Raw genomic sequence first — 17131 nt, forward strand, 5'->3', positions numbered from 1 at the left:
GATCGAGGCGAGCGTCGTGAAGAGGACGAGCGGGTCGGCCGCGGCCAGCGCGTCGCCCTCGATGCCGCGCTGCAGTCGTTCGGCGGCGGCGCTCCCGCCGACGGCCGTGGTCACCCCGAGGACGCCCACGTAGACCACGACCGACGCGAGCAGGTACGTGACGGCCGCCACGACGGCCGCCAGCAGCGGCTTCCACCACCGGTACGAGGGCAGGGAACGGAACAGGCGGTGGTACGCGAACGTCGTCACCCGACGAGCGTACGGGAGGCGCGGTGCCGGCCCCCGGGAACACCACGAGGAGGCGCGGGCCGGCAGGNAGCCCTCGGTGCGCGTCACCGTCGCGCGGAGGCGGCGTCGACGGGCGACGACCAGCGCCGAACCGCCGGCCAGCATGAGGGCGAGTGCGGCGAGGGCCGCGAGACCCAGGCCGTCCTGGCCGGTGAATGCCAGCGAGCCGTCGGCGTTGCGGACCGTGCCGGCGGGAGTGGAGCCCGAGCCGGAGCCGGAGCCGGGGGTGGTTCCGGGCACCGTGCCACCGGGGGTCGTGACCGGGGGCGTGGCGCCCGGGTCGGTCGGGTCGACGACGACCGGCTCGGCGGCCGCGGCGAACACGACCGGGACGGTCGCCGTCGTGCCCGTACCCGCGACGGTCAGGACGACCTGCCGCGTGACCGGCCCGGCGGTGGGAGCCGTGATGCCCTCGGGGACGACGAACTCCAGCAGGGCACGACCCTGCTCGTCGGAGTTGTCGATCACGGTGGCGTCGATCGGCGCGGATGCGAGCTCGACGCCGTCGAGGGTCGCGGTCACGACGCCGGGCTGCGCCGCGGCCGTCACGACCTCGGACGGATCGCTAGGGACCTGCTCGAGAAGCAGCGACGACAGGCTCATCGACACCGTGTCACCCGCGACGAAGCCACCGTCCGGTGCGGTCGTGACACCCGAGACACCGACCGAACGCGAGGCGAAGTCGGGGTCGGACGGGTCGCCGGCCCGGGAGTCGAAGTACTCGAGCTGGCTCTGCAGGTCGACCTTGCCGCTGTCGGCGTGGGCCCGCCCGTTGGCGAAGGCGGTGAAGCCGTCGCCGCCCGAGGCGAGGAACGAGTTGACGGTCACCTTGTAGATCGTGGCGTCGTCCATCGCCGCACCGTCGAGCGAGACGGCGGCGATGCGCGAGCCCGCCGCCGCCGCGGGGTCGTAGGTGTAGGTCAGGCCCTCGGACGTGCCGAGCTTCAGGGTGCTGGTACGGCCGGCGGTCGGCCACTGCTGCTCGAGCACCTGGCGGATCTCGGCACCGGTCATGTCGACGACGACGAGCGTGTTGGCGAAGGGCTGCACTGCTGCGGCGGCCTTGTACGTCACGGCACCGTCCGGCGCCACGAAGGGCAGGTCGTCCCGCAGGCCGCCGGGGTTCATGAAGGCGAGCTGGGCACCGCTCGCGGTGGTCGACGAGAGCTGGATGTCGGCGACGAAGTTGCCGAGGGTCGACTCGCCCGCACGGTTCGACACGGGGAGCCCGTTGGCGTCCGGGGTGGCGTTGTAGGCCCGGTTGAAGGAGTCGCTGATCGAGCCGATCACCTCGGCACCCCGGTCGGCGGCCACCGCGACGGCAGCCGCGACGATCTCGGCGACGGCGGGGTCGGGCGTGAAGGCACCGTAGAGCGGCACCAGGCGGTGCGACGCGATGGTCACCCGGTCGCGGAAGGCGGTGGCCGCGGGGTCGACCGTCATGGTCACCCGGGCCAGGTTCGTCCCGTAGCTGCCCGTCTGCACGACGGCACGCTGCGGGCCGCCGTCGGACGGCGAGACGAGGTAGTCGTAGCCCTGGTGCGTGTGTCCCGAGAAGATGGCCGACACGTCGCCCGAGACGCCGCGGGCGATCTCGCCGAACGCGTTGTCGCCGGTGACGGAGTCCAGGCTGCCGGTCTCGGCGCCCTCGTGAAGCAGCAGGACGATGGCGTCGGCCGCGTCGGCCTCGACGATGTCGTCCGCGACGGCGTTGACCGACTCGACGACGGGCGCGAAGGTGAGCCCCTCGATGCCGGCCGGGCTGACGAGCGTCGGCATGGTCTCGGTCAGCGCGCCGATGAAGGCGACGCGGACGCCGCCGACCTCCTCGACGACGTACGGACGGTACGCGGGGGTCCCGTCGCTCTTCAGGATGTTCGCGTTGACGTAGGGGAAGTCGCTGTTCGTCTGGACGCGACCGGTGAAGTCGTCCTGGCCCTTGTCGAACTCATGGTTGCCCGGCGTGCTGACGTCGAGGCCCATGGCGTTCAGGGCGTCGAGGGTCGGCTCGTCGTCCTGGATGAACGACGTGAACGTCGAGGCGCCGATGTTGTCACCCGCCGACACGAAGAGGGTGTTCGGGTTCTGCGCCTCGACCGACTTGACGGCACCGGCGAGGACGGCCGCACCGGCGATGGACGCGCGAGCACCGGGGGCATCGGCCTCGAGTCGGCCGTGGAAGTCGTTGATGCCGACGAGGTCGATCGTGACCGGGACGGCCTGGGCGGGTGCCGCGGCGACGAGGCCGAGCAGCAGGGTGCCGGCGGCGACGGACGCGAGGGCCGCACCGCGGACGCGCCGCCGGCCTCCCGTCGGGACGGACTCGGATGACGGGGGGCTGATGCGCATGGGCGTCGGTGCTCCTGGAGAAGGCGGTTCGGGCGGGACGGCACCCCCCGACAGGGGGCACGTCACACGACCATAAGTTCTCGCTGTGTACCCGACAAGAGTCCGCCGAAGATCGTCACATGTTGTTCATCAGACGCGCCGCGGACGAGCGGCGAGGCGGCCGACCGGCCCTTCCGGGAAGTGATGCCTGCCCCGTCTCAGTCGGCGATCAGCCGCTTGCCCATGCCGAACGCCTCGTCGACCGTGTACCCGAGGTGCTCGTAGAACGCCCGCACCCGCTCGTTGCCGGTGCGCACCTGGAAGCTCGCCTTCGGGCACCCCATGGCCTCGAGCAACCGCTCCACCTCGGCCATGAGCTGTCGACCGAATCCCTCCCCCTGGCGATCGGGCTCGACCGCGACGTAGTAGACCCAGCCACGATGGCCGTCGTAACCAGCCATGGCGGTCGCCACCAGCGCCTCCTCGTGGTCGACGCCGACCAGGAAGAGTTCGCGCTGCACCGTCAACTTGCGTTCGATGTCGCGTCGGGGGTCGTTCCACGGGCGGGTCAGCCCACAGCGCTCCCAGAGCGCCACGACGGTCTCGGTGTCGGCCTCGTCGAAGGGTCGGATCTGCATGCCTCGACCCTGCCAGACCCGACGGGACGAGGAGGCGCGGTGCCGGTCACCACGGCCCCGCACCCCCTCAGGGCCCTCGCGTTAGGGTGGGTCGTCGTCCGAGCCGCGGGCGCAGGGAGGGGCCCACCCGTGACCGATGCTCGCCGACGTCTCGCCGTCCTGGGGTCGCCGATCGAGCATTCGCTGTCACCCGTGCTGCACCGCACGGCGTACGAGCACCTCGGGTTGCCCTACGACTACGACCGGGTCGAGGTCGCCTCGGGCGGGCTCGCCGACTTCGTCGGGGGCCTCGACGCGAGCTGGCGTGGGCTGAGCCTGACGATGCCCCTCAAGCGCGAGGTGCTGCCCCTGCTCGACACCGTCTCGCCGCTCGCCCGACGCCTCGGGGTCGCCAACACCGTCGTCCTCGACGACGACGGTCGCCGCCACGGGCACAACACCGACGTCGACGGCATCGTCCGCAGCGTCGAGGGGTTCCACGACGCGCGGCCCGCCGCGGCCACCATCCTCGGTGGGGGCGCGACCGCCCTGTCCGCGATGGCCGCCGCGTGGGATCTCGGCGCCCGGTCGTTCTCCATCCACCTTCGCAACCCCATGCGGGCCGGCGAGCTGACGTCCCTGGCCGCCGAGCTGGGCGCCGACGTCATGGTCGCCCCGCTCACCGAGCTGCCCTCGCTCGGCCCTCTGGACTTCGTCATCAGCACGCTGCCCGGCGGGGCCGCGGACGACCTGCACCTGCGTCCGACCAGCAACTCGTCCGTCCTCTTCGATGTCGCCTACGAGCCCTGGCCGACGCGCCTGGCGTCGCGCTGGTCGGCCGACGGCGGCATCGTCTTCAACGGTCTCGACATGCTCGTCGAGCAGGCGCTCGGTCAGGTGCGGCTCTTCTCCGGGCGGGCACAGGACGAGCCGGTGCCCGACGAGGACGTCCTGCGCGACGCGATGCGCGCCTCCGTGGGCTCGCCGATCCGCGGCCGGTCGACGACCGACAGCGTGGCGGGTTGACGATGGCGACCCCTCTGCCGGTCTCGATCGGCCGGATCGCGCTCGGCACCGGGCGGCCCGCGGTCTGCGTCCCGCTCGTGGCCCGGACCGTCGACGCACTGGTCGACGCCGCCTCGGGGCTCGACACGGCCACGGCCGACCTGGTCGAGTTGCGCATCGACTTCGTCGACGCCGCCTTCGCCGCGGCGCCCGATCCCGACGGACCCGTCGGCGCCGGCACCCCGGCGACGGGCGCCGCCGACCTCGACCTGGTGGCCGACGTCGTCCGTCGGGTGCGTGGCGCCCTCGACGCCGAGCTCCCCCTGCTCTTCACCCTGCGCACCGAGCCCGAGGGAGGCGAACGGGACGTCGCCCCGGCGACCTACGACGCCGTGCTGCGCTCGGCGATGGCCACCGGGCTGCTCGACGCCGTCGACGTCGAGATGTACACCGACCCCGACCTGCTCGGCGAGCTCGTCGACGCCGCGCACGACGCCGGTCTCGTCGTCGTGATGTCGGCGCACGACTTCAGCGGCACCCCCACGCAGGGCGAGATCGTGTCGCGCCTGCTCGAGCAACAGGAGAACGGCGCCGACGTGGCCAAGTTCGCCGCCATGCCGTCGAGCACGGACGACGTGCTGACGCTGATGCGGGCCACCGCCGAGTTCCGGACGGGGGCCGGCATCGTGCCCGCGATCACCATGTCGATGGGGCCGCTCGGCGTCGTGTCCCGGCTCGCGGGCGAGACGTTCGGCTCGTGCGTCACGTTCGGGTCGGCGGGGGCGACGAGCGCGCCGGGGCAGCTGCCGGCGGCCGGGCTGCGGGCGGCGCTCGACCTGGTGCACGAGGCGCGACAGGGCTGAGGGCGACGGCTCGGGATCTCACCGGTGTCGTAGGGGGGCCTCGAGCGTCAGGGCTCCGGAGGCCCGACGCACGCAGAGTCCACCACCGGGAAACGAGCGACGGACGTCGCTCAACGGGACCACCACGGCGGTCGGGCCCACCGGAGTGCGAACAGGTTAGCGGTCGGTGGCCCGACCCCGTAACCCCCTTGCGGACAGGCAACGGCCGTACCCTCAGGCATGGACGAAGCAGAGATCGACGACCACGCCCGCCAGCTCGTGACGGCTTTCGCCTTGCCCAGCAAGGTCGGCCGCCTGAACAGCCTGCGCTCGACCGACGAGAAGCGGGCGAAGTTCCGGACCGGGCTCGGCCTGATGCCGTTCCGATCGGACCGCACCACCCGGCTCAGCCACGCCGACTCGTCGCCGTCCGCCGTGCTGACCCGACTGCGCGACCTCGGAGCCGGCGAGCGCTGCGTCGTGTTCGAGGAGGGCAGGGAGTGGGCCGGCACCCTCGACGACGCGGTCGCCGCCGTGGTCGGGCAGGGCGACGGCGCCGTCATCTCGTGCCTGCCCGGCCGTCTCGGTTACGCCGAGTCCGAGTCGGGCGAGCGACTCGTCCTGTCCCTCGACGAGTGATGCGGAGGCCCGCGCGAGCGGTCAGGCGGGCCCCGGGTACTGTCGCTCGCCGCCGGTGTCGAACCGCTCCCCCGAGGCGCGTGAGGGCAGCAGCGACATGACCAGCAAGGTCAGCCACCCGAAGACCGGCAGCAGGTAGAAGAGCGCGTACCAGGCGGTGAAGCCCCCGTCGTGCAGGCGCCGCGACTGCAGCGCGAGGGTCGGCAGGAAGCTCACGACCGACCACAGCACGACGACGACGCCCTGGGGATCGATGTAGGTCCAATCGCCGTTGTCGCCCCCGGCCCAGGTCGACGTCCCGCCGCTGCCCGTGGCCCAGGCCTGCAACGCCCCCTGGAACACGAGCGCGATGACGAACCACCACCAGTACTCGCTGCGGCTCGCGCGCCCGTGGAACGTGGCGTACTTCCGCCAGAACCGGACGACCGCGACCTTCGGCGAGGCACGGTGGTACGGCTGGTCGAGGGGCACGGGGCCGGCGGCTCCGGTCATGGGATCTCCTGCGGTGTCGGGTGACGGGCTGCCCCATCCTCTCAGCGCCCCCGCCGCGTCGTGGCCCGTCGACGCGGCCCGTCGGTACTGTGGGGCCCGCCGACCCTCGCGTCGGCGCCGTCGCCCATCCGGGGCGGCGCCAGACGAAGGAGACCCCATGAGCATCGGCGGCGGAATCGCCTTGATCGTGATCGGCGCGGTCCTCGCGTTCGCTCTCGACTTCCAGGTCGCGGGCATCGACATCAAGCTGATCGGCTACATCCTCATCGCGGCCGGCGTGGTCGTGACCATCATCGGCATCGCCTTCGCGTCGCGTCGGCGCTCGACGGTCTCCACGACCCGCAGCGCGGTCGACCCGGCCACGGGCGAGCGCGTCGAGCGTCGTTCGACCGACAGCGACCCGCTGGTCTGACCCGAGGGTCCGACGCGACCCGAGAACGCAGGAGGCGCGGTGCCGGCTGGCACCGCGCCTCCCGTGTGTCGGGCCGGGGTGGCTAGAGCTGCACGCCGTCCTGCACGGACGCCGCACGGTGGCGACGGCGCAGCACGAGGGCGGCACCGGTGCCGGCGAGCATCAACGCGAGCAGCAGGGCGGGCAGCGCGTCGGAGCCGGTGAACGCGAGGGGGCCACGTCCGTTGCCGGCCGTCCCCGCGCCTCCTGCGCTCGAGCCGTCACCGGGGACCGCCGCGGGCGGGGTCGTCGGCGCCGGGGTGACGGCGCCCTCGACGACCGCGACCGTCGTGACCAGGGTCGTGCCGCTCTGCGTGCCGGTCAGCGTGATCGTGTAGCTGCCGGGCTCGGTGGGGGCCGTGACCGTGTAGGTCGCGACTCCGTCGACGACGTCGGCGATGCCGAGGTCGGTCACCGTGCCGTCGACGTCGACGTCGAGCGTTCCCGTGACCTGGCGGTCACCGGCGAGGCCGGCGGTGCTGACCGGGAACTCGGCGCCGGGGGCGACCTCGGTCGGAGCGGAGATCGTCGCGTCGGCACTGAGGCCGTCGAGGTCACGGTCGAGCTGCAGGGCGTTCACGATGGTGAAGAAGTTGTCGGTCTGGTCGATCAGGCCGACGACGTTCGCGGCGCCGGGGCCGTAACCCGCGACGCGCAACTGCGTGCCGGTGTGCTGCTGCGAGCCACCGGCCGCGGCCGTGCCGTAGGCGATCTTCATCGTGGTGCCGTCGACCGTCGTCAGCGCGGTGCTGAGCGTGGCGGGCGGCGTCGAGTCGACGATCTGGCTGGTGTGGGCGTGGTCCGCCGTGACGATGACCATCGTGTTGCCGTCGGCCTTCGCGAAGGCGAGGGCGGACTGGACGGCCTCGTCGAGGTCGAGCACCTCGCCGATCTGGCCGCAGGCGTCGGCGCTGTGGTCGCGCTTGTCGATCGAGGCACCCTCGACCTGCAGGAAGAACCCCTGGTCGCCCGTGTCGAGCAGGTCGATGGACTTCTCGGTCAGCGACTGCAACGAGAGACCGGTCGACAGGCGAGCCGGGTTCGGCTGGCAGGTCTGCGGGGCCAGGTCGGCTCCTCCGACGGTGGCCGTCGTGGCGGCGTACCGGGTCGGGAAGTTGCCGTCGGTGAAGGTGCCGAGCACGGGCTGCGTCTGGTCGGCGGTCGACAGCGCGTCGAGGCCGGCCGCGTCACGCACGACCTGGTAGCCGCGATCCTGTGCCTGGGCGAACAGGGTGTCGCCCTGCCACTGACCGGCGCGGGCCGACTGACCGAACGAGGTCGCGCCTCCGCCGAGGGTCAGGTCGGCGCGGGTGCCGATGATCTGCTCGCTGATCGAGCCGAGGCCACCCTGGTCGAGGGCGTCGGCACCGCACTGCGTGACGCTGTCGGGGCCGTAGCAGCTGCGGGCGGCGACGTGCGCGGCCTGGACGGCCGGGGTGGCGTCCTGCAGCTCGGCGGTCGAGACGTTGCCGGTCTTCTTGCCGTTGGCCTTGGCGATCTCGATCAGGGTGTCCTGCGGGACGCCGTCGACGTCGACCGAGATGGCGTTGTCGTAGGTCTTCGTGCCGGTGGCCCAGGCGGAACCGGTCGCGGCGGAGTCGGGCACGTAGTCGGGCTTGCCCTTGTTCGCGCCGTCCCGGTAGACCGAGTACGTCGTGTACTGGCCGGTCAGGGGCAGGGCGTCGATGCCCGGCAGCGTTCCGCCGGCGCCGTAGGCGTAGTTGCGTGCCGAGGTGATCTCGCTGTCACCCATGCCGTCACCGATCAGCAGGATGACGTTCTTGGCGGGCCCGGCCTCCACCGAGTCGAGCAGCAGCTGCGTGCTGTCGTCGATGCTGCGGGCGGCACCACCGTTCTGGGCGACGTTCGCGGGGGTGGCCGCGAAGGCGGCGACGGGGGTGAGGGCGAGGGCGGCGACGGCGGCCGTCGCGACGACCCCCGTCGTCAGGGCCGCACGCCGGCGGTTCGGGGTGTTCTTCGACACGGTTCTGCTCCTGTGATCGTGATCGTGATCCGGTCGCCACGCGACGGAGTCGTCGCGGGACGGAGATCAGCAGACTCCTGCCGGGTGGCCGTCGAGTGAACGAGGGCGTGCGCGCGGGTGAACACCCTCGGACGGGGGTCGCCGCACGACGCGGGACGCCGTAGGACGCGGACCGCGGTGTGGTGCGGTACGGACCGCCGACGGCCTCAGCCGACCGTCGAGCGGAGCACCGACGACCCGTCGGGGCGGCGTCGCACCTCGACCCGGTCGGCGATGCGCTGCTTGAGCTCGTCGACGTGGCTGACGATGCCGATCACCCGCCCCGAGGCGCTCAGGCGACCGAGCTCGCTCATGACGGCGTCGAGGGTGTCGGGGTCGAGCGAGCCGAACCCCTCGTCGACGAACAGGGTGCCGAGCTCGAGTCCGCCGGCCTCGGCCTGCACGACGTCGGCGAGACCGAGGGCGAGGCTGAGCGAGGCGTAGAAGGTCTCGCCGCCCGAGAAGCTGCCGGGGTCGCGGGTGGTGTCGGTGGTCGCGTCGCGGATGACGAGCGAGAGCCCGGTCTTGCGCGACCGCGACCCGACCTCGCGCTCGTCGGACGACGCGAGCTCGTACCGCCCGCTCGACATGACCGACAACCGCACGTTCGCCGCCGCCACGACCTCGTCGAACCGACGCAGCAGCACGTAGGTGCCGAGCGTCACACCCTTGACGTTCTCGCCGGTCGAGGCGCTGGCGAGGTTCGCCATGCGCACCACCGCCCGGGCGTGCTCGACGGCGGCGTCGGCCGCGGCCGTCACGGCCTCGAGGGCGGCCAGGGCCTGGCGCGACCGTCCGGCCCGGTCGCCGGCGCGCGTCGCCCGGTCGGTGGCCTCGTCGAGCTCGGTCTCGACCCGGTCGAGGGCCTCGACGGCCGACTCGACGTCGGCCGCCTCGTCGCCGGTCAGCACGGCGACCTCGGGCTCGGCGAGGCCGGCCGAGACGACGGCCCGTTCGCGCTCGTGCCCGGACACCCGCGTCTCGAGGGCGGCCCGGTCGCCTGCCTCGAGGGCGGCGTCGGCGACCTGGGCGACGTCGTCGAACCCGCTGCGCTCGAGGACGGCGGCGAGCTCGGCACGTCGGACGACCGCCGCCTCGGACGCCACGTCGGCGGCGTCGAGGAGGGTCAGGAGGCGCGTGTCGCGTTCGACGCCGTCACCGACCGCGGCGGCGAGCTCGGCGATCGTCGGAGCCCGACCGTCGAGCAGTCGCGCGATCTCGGCCTCGTCGTCGAACAGGGCGCGTCGGTCGGCGGCGACGCGCTCCCGGCCGGTGGCGGCCCGTTCGCGGAGGTCGTCGAGCTCGGCCCGCAGTCGGTCGACCTCGCGGTCGTGGGCCACCAGGGCCGCGTCGGCCGCCACGAGGGCGGTCCGGGCCCGGATGGCCTCGGACACGCGCAGGGCCAGCCCGGCCAGCTCGGACTCGACGTCGTCACGGGTCAGGTCGCCCAGGGCGCGGCGGGCCTCGGCGGCCCGCCCCTCGGCGGTCGCGTGCCGTGCGGCGGACTCGCGCTGACGGGCCTCGGCCGCGCGTGCCGTCAGCGACGCGGCCTCGACCTGGTCGTCGGTGGGGTGCTCGGTGCCGGGAGCCGCCGGGGCCGGATGCTCTCGCGAGCCGCACACGGGGCACGGGTCGCCGACGACCAGACCCGCGGCCAGATGACCCGCCATGCCCTCGATCTGCCGCCGGCGGAGGCCGGCCTCGTCGTCCAGGGCCTGCAAGGCCGCCGCCGAGTCGTCGACCAGTCGTTCGGACGCCGCGTCGACGGCCCGGCCGAGGGCGTCGAGGTCGTCGAGGTCGCGCAGACGGACGCGCGCCTCGGCCGTCGCCTGCTCGGCGGTGACGAGGTCGGACGAGGTGCCGACCAGGTCGTCGCGCTCGACGACGAGAGACGCCCGGACGGCGGGGGCCGCGACGAGGCGGTCGTCCAGCTCTCGGCGCCGCTCGTCGGCGTCGACGAGGGACTGCTCGGCCGCCTCGAGGGCTGCACGACGCCCGGGCAGGCCTCTCTCGGTGCGGGCCGCCTCGGTCAGGAGGGCGAGTTCGGAGAGCCGGGCGTCGCGCCGCGCGGCGACGTCGGCTCGGACCGGGACCCCATCGGCTGCAGCGGACACGGAGCCCTCGCCGCCCGTGACGCCCCGGGGGGCCTCGGCCAGGCGGGACGCCGCGTCACGCTCGGCCTCGTCCGCCCGCGTGACAGCGGCGAGGGCGTCGGTCACGGTGGCGGCTCGGGCCGCCGCGGCCACGCGCGATCGCACCGTGGCGATCTCGGCGTCGCCCTCGTCGAGACGCGTCCGTCGGACGATCAGGTCGGCCCGGCGGTCGAGTGCCGCCTTCAGCGCTCGCACGCGATCGAGCGACCGTCGCGCCGCGTCTCGGGCCTCGACCGCTCGGGACCGCCGTGCCGCCGTGTCGGAGGCCTCGGTCTCGAGGGCCCCGAGCACGGCAGCCGCGCCGTCGGCGACCAGGGCCTCGTCGAGGACGTCGGCCTCGAGTCCGCTCGCCTCGAGCAGTCTCGCGCGGGCCAGCTCGATGTCTCGGTCGGCGGCGGCCACGGCGGCGTTCGCGACCTTGCGTCGTTCGACGAGCTCGGCCGTGGTCCGCTCGTAGATCTCGGTGCCGAAGAGCGACTGCAGGACCTCTTTGCGCTTCTCGCCGGTCGAGCGGAGGAAGGCGGCGAACTCACCCTGGGGCAGGACGACGGTCTGCACGAACTGCTGGCGCGTGAGCCCGAGGATGCGCGAGACCTCGGCGCCGGCCTCTTGGGTGCTGATCGAGACGATCTCGCCGTCGACGGCGTCGGGCGACGAGAGGCGCCACAGTTTCGCGGTCGCGTTCGCCGGCGTCGTGCCCGTGCCCCGCGCCTTCGGGCGGCGGTACGCGGGCGTCCGGCGGATGCGGTGGACGCCCGCGCCGTTCTCGAAGACGAGCTCGACGAAGGGCTCGACGTCGGGGGCCGCGTGGTGGCTGCGCAGGCGGTCGGGCGTCGACGCCGAACCGGCGAGCCCGCCGTAGAGGGCGAAGACGATCGCGTCGATGATGGTCGACTTGCCGGAGCCCGTGGGGCCCTCGAGCAGGAAGGTGCCCGAGGCGCCGAGCGCGGCGAAGTCGATGCTGTGCTCGCCCGCGTAGGGCCCGATGGCCCGCAGCGTCAGCCGGTGGAGGTTCATTCGCTCGCCTCGCTCGCGAGCGCGGCCTCGTAGGCGCCGCGCACCACGGCCAACTCGGTCTCGCTCGCCGCACCACCCGAGGCGAAGGCGACGAAGGCGGCCGCGACCTCGATCGGGTCGGACTCGGCCGTGACGGCGGCGAGCGCCGGGGCCTCGACCGCCCCGACGGGGGTGTGGTGGATCGCGAGGGCGTGCGGGAAGTGCTCGGCCACGCGCGTGTAGAGCCGCTCGGGGTGCACGGGGTCGGTGACGAAGACCCGCAGCCAGGCGTCGCGCAGGTCGTCGTGTCGGCCGTCGAGCAGGGCGTCGAGGGTGTCGGTCACCTCGGCGAGCCGACGCGGCACGGGGGCCGGGACGAGGTCGACCGAGACCGAGCCGTCGGCGGCCAGCTCGACGATCGTGGACGACTTGACCTGGTTCCGCTCGCCGAACGAGAAGGCCAGGGGCGACCCCGAGTAGCGCAGGCGACCGGACGGGCCGACGCGTTGGGCACCGTGCAGGTGACCGAGGGCGACGTAGTCGACGCCGTCGAACACGGCCGAGGGGACCGAGTCGACCCCGCCCACCCGGATGTCGCGCTCGCTCTCGCTGCGCTCGGGAGCGGTCCCGTCCTCGAGGTCGACACCCCCCACGGCCGCCTCGGGGTCGGCGGCGGGCCCGGCCACGACGAACGCGTGCGCCACCACGACCGACCGGGTGGTGGGTCGCCCGGCGAGGTCGTCGCGCACCCGCTGCATCGCGGCACCCACGACGGCCGAGTGCGACCGGGCCAGCGGCTCGTCCGCGCCCGCCGGTGCCAGCGATCGCCGGACGCTGTCGGGGTCGAGGTAGGGCAGCCCGTAGAAGGCGACCGGCCCGTCGGGGTCGTCGACCACCACGGGCTCGTCGAGCAGGTCGACCGACGCCCGCAGGTGGAGGCCGGGTCGCATCAGCTCGGCCGCGAACCCCAGTCGCACCGCCGAGTCGTGGTTGCCGGGCGTGACGATCACGGTGGCGTGCTCGGTCAGCCCGGCGAGGGCCCGGCCGAGGAGGCGCACGCTGGGCACCGCGGGGACGGCCCGGTCGTACACGTCGCCCGCGACCACGACGACGTCGATCGAGCGTTCGGCCACGAGACCCACGAGATGGTCGACGAAGGCCTGCTGGTGCTCGTGCAGGTCGACCCCGTGCAGCGTGCGCCCCAGGTGCCAGTCGCTGGTGTGCAGGATGCGCACGGCGCCCCTCTCGTGGATGTCGCGGTCGGTGCGGCAACGGGTGCCGGAGTCGGTGCCCCCGACTGTATCGGGGGCCTCCGACAGAGCCGACCGCGCCTCCCCGGGTCCGGCGACGCGCCTCCTCGGGACCCGCACCGCGCCTCCTCGTGTCCGGCACCGCGCCTCCCGGCCGGTCGCCACCCCGCCCACGGGAGTGAGATGGTCAGATGCCCGCACACCGCGGCGGGCCCGACGAGAGCGAGACCGTGAGCCACGACGCCCTGCAGCCCGACCAGGTCACCGCCCTCCGCCGCGAGGTCGAGGCCCGCCTCGACGCGATGGTGGCCGACCTGACGACCTACGCGAGCCTCGAGACGCCGTCCGACGACGTCGACCTGCTCGAGGCGGGGCTGCGATGGATCGAGACCTGGCTCGGCGAGACCGTCGGTCCCCCGGCCGACCGCCGGGTGCACGTCGTCGAGGGCTACGGCGACACGGTGACGCTCGACTACCCGTCGCCGTCCGGGTCGACCGAGTGGGTGTCGGCCCTGTGCCACTACGACACGGTGTGGTCCGAGGGGACGCTGGCCGGGTGGCCCGTCACGGTCGAGGGCGACCGCATGACCGGCCCGGGCGTCTTCGACATGAAGTCCGGGCTGATCCAGCTCGGCAACGCCCTCGCGATCGGAGATCGCCTGGGGCTGCCGCGTCCCAACGTGCGCCTGCTGCTGAACGGGGACGAGGAGGTCGGCAGCATCGCCTCGCGCGAGGCGATCGAGCGCGAGGTCGGACGAGGAGGCGCGGTGTTCGTCTTCGAGTCCGCCGCCGACGGTGCCGTCAAGACCGCCCGCAAAGGCGTCGGCATCTTCGAGGTCGAGGCCTTCGGGGTCGAGGTGCACGCCGGCCTGCACCCGCGCTCGGGTGCGAGCGCCGTCGACGAGATCGCCCGCGTCGTCCTGGCCCTGCACGCGGCCGCCGACGTCGAGGCGGGCACCTCGCTCAACGTGGGAGTGCTGCAGGGCGGCACCCGCACCAACGTCAAGGCCGGCTACGCCCGGGCGATGGTCGACGTCCGCGTCACCTCGTCGACCGAGGCCGAGCGCATCGAGCGGGTCTTCGCCGGGCTCGCGGCGCACGATCCGGCCGCGACGCTGAAGGTCACCGGCGGCTGGAACCGCCCGCCGATGGAGCGCTCGGCCGCGACCGGCGCGTTGTACGAACGCGCCGCCCGGGTCGCCGCCTCGCTCGGCTTCGAGTTGCGCGAGGTGTCGGTCGGCGGCGCCAGCGACGGCAACTTCGCCGCCGCACTCGGCCTGGCCGTGCTCGACGGGGTCGGCGGCGTCGGCGGCGGAGCCCACGCCCGACACGAGTGGATCAGCGTGCACGGCATGGTCGAGCGCACCGAGTTCGTCGCCGCCCTGCTCGCCGACCTCGCCTGACCGCCGCGCTCCCCGGCGACCGGCGCCGCGCCTCCGCCCGGACCCCGGGAAGTCGCCGAGACCCCCGTGCGCGCACGGGGGTCTCGGCGACTTCCCGGGGTCCGGGCGGAGGCGCGGCGCCGGTCGCCGGGGAGCGCGGCGGTCAGGCGAGGNCTCGAGCGACCCGTCGGCCACGAGCGCGTCGAGTGCCCGGGACGCCGCACCCATCGCGGCACGCATCAGCGACACCGGGTGGATCACCATGCTCACGCCCACGTCGTGCAGCTGCCGGTGCGTGAAGAGGGCGCTCTTGCCGAACTCGGTCATGTTGGCGAGCACCGGCACGTCGAGCGCCGAGCAGATCGCCTCGAACTCGCCGAGGTCGGCCATCGCCTCGGCGAAGATCGCGTCGGCGCCGGCGTCCACGAGCGCGCGGGCCCGGTCGACCGCCGCCTCGAGCCCGTCGAGCGCCCGGACGTCCGTGCGCGCCATGATCACGAGCGACGGGTCGCGGCGCGCGTCGACCGCGGCCCGGATGCGCCCGGCCGCCGTCGCCGCGTCCACGACCTGCTTGCCGTCGAGGTGGCCGCAGCGCTTGGGGTTGACCTGGTCCTCGACGTGCAGCCCGGCCACGCCGGCGGCCTCGAGCGCCTGGACGGTGCGGGCGACGTTCATCGGCTCGCCGAACCCGGTGTCGGCGTCGACGAGCACGGGCAGGTCGGTCATCGACGCGATCTGCCCGGCCCGTGTGGCGACCTCGGTGAGCGTGGTGAGGCCGATGTCGGGCAGCCCGAGCTCGTTGGCCATCACGGCGCCCGACACGTAGACGCCGTCGAAGCCCTTCTGCTCGATCAGGCGCGCGGTGAGCGGCGTGAACGCGCCGGGGAAGACCAGGGTGCGCTCGTCGGCCAGCCCGGCCCGGAACGCCGCACGCTTGTCGGCCGGCGACACCGTCGAGTACAGCATCAGAAGAGTCCGCCCGGCTGGGCGGCGGCACCCGCGAGGGCGTCGGGAGCGACGATGCCCAGCTGCCGCACCTCGGCCGCCGTCAACGAGGGGAGGCGCGTGGCCAGGTCGACGAACCGCTCGACCTCGGCGTCGGGCAGCACGCCCTCGGCCAACGTGCGGAACTTGCGCACGTAGTCCTCGCGTCCGAAGGGCCGCGCCCCCAGGGGGTGGGCGTCGGCGACGGCGATCTCGTCGACGAGGGTCGTGCCGTCGACGAACTCGACCTCGATGCGGCCGCCGAACGCCTTCTCGGCGGGGTCGGTCGAGTGGTAGCGGGCCGTCCAGGCGGGGTCCTCCGCCGTGGTGATGCGCTGCCACAGCTCGACGGTGTCGGGACGCTGCGCCCGGGCCGGGGCGTAGCTGCGCTCGTGGTGCCATTCGCCGTCCTGCAGGGCGACGGCGACGATGTAGGGGATGGAGTGGTCGAGCGTCTCGCGGCTGGCCGTGGGGTCGTACTTCTGCGGGTCGCCGGCGCCCGAGCCGATCACGACGTGCGTGTGGTGGCTGGTGTGCAGCACGATTCCGCGCACCTGTGCCGGGTCGCGGAGGGCGGGGTGCTCGCGGCCGAGCCGCCGGGCGAGGTCGATCCAGGCCTGGGCCTGGTACTCGGCCGAGTGCTCCTTCGTGTAGGTGTCGAGGATGCCCCGCTTGGACGCACCCGGCGCCGGCAGGGGCACGTCGTACGACGCCCCGGGTCCGTCGAGCAGCCGGGCGATCACGCCGTCCTCGCCCTCGTAGATCGGGGCGGGGCTGCCCTGGCCGCGCATCGCGCGGTCGACGGCCTCGACCGCGGCCTTGCCGGCGTAGGCCGGGGCGTAGGCCTTCCACGACGAGATCGCGCCCTTGCGCGACTGCCGCGTGGCCGTCGTCGTGTGCAGCGCCTGGCCGATCGCCTGGTGCACCACCTCGGTCGAGAGCCCGAGCATCGTGCCGAGGCCTGCCGCGACCGATGGGCCGAGGTGGGCGACGTGGTCGATCTTGTGGGCGTGCAGGCTGATCGCCCGGACGAGGTCGACCTGCACCTCGTAGCCGGTCACGATGCCGCGCAGCAGGGCCGCACCGTCGAGTCCGCGGTGCTGTGCGACGGCGACCATCGCCGGGATGTTGTCGCCGGGGTGCGAGTACTCCGCCGCGAGGAACGTGTCGTGGAAGTCGAGTTCGCGCACGGCGACCCCGTTCGCCCAGGCGGCCCATTCGGGCGAGACGGGGTGCTCGGGCGCGGCGCCCGTCACCTGCGAGCCCGCGCCTCCGGTGGTCGGCGGGTGCGCGAGCGCCTGGTCGCGTGCGACGGCGACCGGCGCGCGCAGCAGCGACGCGGCCGAGACGGCGGCGTTGTCGATCAGGCGGTTGATCACCATCTCGGTCACGTCGTCGTCGACGGGTGCGTCGTCGGTCGCGAGCGCGGCGAGGCGCCACGCGAGCTCGTCCTCGCGGGCCAACGGCTGGTCGCTGCGGTGCACGCGCACCGCGTGCACGACGAGGTCGGCGGTCGGGGTGGCCGGCCCGTCTCGACCGTCCGTGCCCCCGGACGAGGAGGCGCGGGTCGCGTCTCCCCCGCCGCTCGCGTCGGTCGTCGCCCCGGCGTCGTGTGCGTGCTCGGACGCCTGCTCGTGCTGCGTGCCCATCGGCCACCCTCTCTGGTGGGGCGGGCGTCGTG

General features: G+C 73.8%; 11 protein-coding genes and 2 pseudogenes. 5 read left to right on the top strand and 8 right to left on the bottom strand.

Features of this window, described 5'->3' with window-relative positions; genetic code table 11:
• Positions 1-317: 317 nt before the first annotated feature.
• Positions 318-2637 (bottom strand): annotated as a pseudogene (locus IFT88_RS15330) (bifunctional metallophosphatase/5'-nucleotidase); the annotation flags it as partial.
• A gap of 197 nt (positions 2638-2834) precedes the next feature.
• Positions 2835-3254: a GNAT family acetyltransferase gene (locus IFT88_RS15335; RefSeq protein WP_192121587.1), complete on the bottom strand. Its 420-nt coding sequence runs from the start codon at positions 3252-3254 to the stop codon at positions 2835-2837.
• Positions 3255-3383: 129 nt separating this feature from the next.
• On the opposite strand from IFT88_RS15335, the gene IFT88_RS15340 reads away from it, so the two are divergent.
• The 3 genes from IFT88_RS15340 to IFT88_RS15350 all read left to right on the top strand — a co-directional run bounded on the left by IFT88_RS15340 (position 3384) and on the right by IFT88_RS15350 (position 5719).
• Complete coding sequence (locus IFT88_RS15340) at positions 3384-4259, top strand: shikimate dehydrogenase (protein ID WP_192121589.1); 876 nt, start codon at positions 3384-3386, stop codon at positions 4257-4259.
• 2 nt (positions 4260-4261) lie between these two features.
• Positions 4262-5101: a type I 3-dehydroquinate dehydratase gene (gene aroD / locus IFT88_RS15345; RefSeq protein ID WP_192121591.1), complete on the top strand. Its 840-nt coding sequence runs from the start codon at positions 4262-4264 to the stop codon at positions 5099-5101.
• A 219-nt stretch (positions 5102-5320) separates the two neighbouring features.
• Complete coding sequence (locus IFT88_RS15350; RefSeq protein ID WP_192121593.1) at positions 5321-5719, top strand: hypothetical protein; 399 nt, start codon at positions 5321-5323, stop codon at positions 5717-5719.
• A gap of 21 nt (positions 5720-5740) precedes the next feature.
• Here IFT88_RS15350 and IFT88_RS15355 read toward each other — a convergent pair whose 3' ends face one another.
• Positions 5741-6211, bottom strand: a complete 471-nt coding sequence (locus tag IFT88_RS15355; protein ID WP_056227301.1) for a DUF805 domain-containing protein — start codon at positions 6209-6211, stop codon at positions 5741-5743.
• Positions 6212-6368: 157 nt separating this feature from the next.
• On the opposite strand from IFT88_RS15355, the gene IFT88_RS15360 reads away from it, so the two are divergent.
• On the top strand, positions 6369-6623 hold the full coding sequence (locus tag IFT88_RS15360; RefSeq protein ID WP_043593189.1) for a DUF6458 family protein: 255 nt from the start codon (positions 6369-6371) through the stop codon (positions 6621-6623).
• An 82-nt stretch (positions 6624-6705) separates the two neighbouring features.
• On the opposite strand, the gene phoA is transcribed toward IFT88_RS15360, so the two are convergent.
• The 3 genes from phoA to IFT88_RS15375 form a co-directional block, all read right to left on the bottom strand.
• A complete protein-coding gene (gene phoA, locus IFT88_RS15365) occupies positions 6706-8646 on the bottom strand; it encodes an alkaline phosphatase (RefSeq protein WP_342212175.1) in 1941 nt (646 codons plus the stop codon).
• Positions 8647-8852: 206 nt separating this feature from the next.
• A complete protein-coding gene (locus IFT88_RS15370; protein WP_192121595.1) occupies positions 8853-11855 on the bottom strand; it encodes an AAA family ATPase in 3003 nt (1000 codons plus the stop codon).
• A complete protein-coding gene (locus IFT88_RS15375; protein WP_192121596.1) occupies positions 11852-13069 on the bottom strand; it encodes an exonuclease subunit SbcD in 1218 nt (405 codons plus the stop codon). The genes IFT88_RS15370 and IFT88_RS15375 overlap by 4 nt, the downstream gene beginning before the upstream one ends.
• 206 nt (positions 13070-13275) lie before the next feature.
• Here IFT88_RS15375 and IFT88_RS15380 point away from each other — a divergent pair, with 206 nt between their 5' ends.
• Positions 13276-14487, top strand: a complete 1212-nt coding sequence (locus tag IFT88_RS15380) for a M20/M25/M40 family metallo-hydrolase (RefSeq protein ID WP_199859306.1) — start codon at positions 13276-13278, stop codon at positions 14485-14487.
• Positions 14488-14640: 153 nt separating this feature from the next.
• On the opposite strand, the pseudogene IFT88_RS15385 reads toward IFT88_RS15380, so the two are convergent.
• Both IFT88_RS15385 and IFT88_RS15390 read right to left on the bottom strand, forming a co-directional pair.
• Positions 14641-15432, bottom strand: a pseudogene (locus IFT88_RS15385) (isocitrate lyase/PEP mutase family protein); the annotation flags it as partial.
• Positions 15432-17099, bottom strand: coding sequence for an MmgE/PrpD family protein (locus IFT88_RS15390; RefSeq protein WP_192121599.1), 1668 nt, complete (start codon positions 17097-17099; stop codon positions 15432-15434). The gene IFT88_RS15390 and the pseudogene IFT88_RS15385, both read right to left, overlap by 1 nt.
• Between the last annotated feature and the right edge of the window lie 32 nt (positions 17100-17131).

It is taken from the genome of Frigoribacterium sp. CFBP 8751 (assembly GCF_014841545.1).
Lineage (GTDB): Bacteria > Actinomycetota > Actinomycetes > Actinomycetales > Microbacteriaceae > Frigoribacterium.

What these genes read in the sequence shown, in the direction of transcription:
- IFT88_RS15370 (WP_192121595.1), bottom strand. Translation starts at nt 11,855, where the DNA reads ATGAACCTCCACCGGCTGACGCTGCGGGCCATCGGGCCCTACGCGGGC.
- IFT88_RS15355 (WP_056227301.1), bottom strand. Translation starts at nt 6,211, where the DNA reads ATGACCGGAGCCGCCGGCCCCGTGCCCCTCGACCAGCCGTACCACCGT.
- IFT88_RS15390 (WP_192121599.1), bottom strand. Translation starts at nt 17,099, where the DNA reads ATGGGCACGCAGCACGAGCAGGCGTCCGAGCACGCACACGACGCCGGG.
- IFT88_RS15360 (WP_043593189.1), top strand. Translation starts at nt 6,369, where the DNA reads ATGAGCATCGGCGGCGGAATCGCCTTGATCGTGATCGGCGCGGTCCTC.
- aroD (WP_192121591.1), top strand. Translation starts at nt 4,262, where the DNA reads ATGGCGACCCCTCTGCCGGTCTCGATCGGCCGGATCGCGCTCGGCACC.
- IFT88_RS15380 (WP_199859306.1), top strand. Translation starts at nt 13,276, where the DNA reads ATGCCCGCACACCGCGGCGGGCCCGACGAGAGCGAGACCGTGAGCCAC.
- IFT88_RS15350 (WP_192121593.1), top strand. Translation starts at nt 5,321, where the DNA reads ATGGACGAAGCAGAGATCGACGACCACGCCCGCCAGCTCGTGACGGCT.
- IFT88_RS15335 (WP_192121587.1), bottom strand. Translation starts at nt 3,254, where the DNA reads ATGCAGATCCGACCCTTCGACGAGGCCGACACCGAGACCGTCGTGGCG.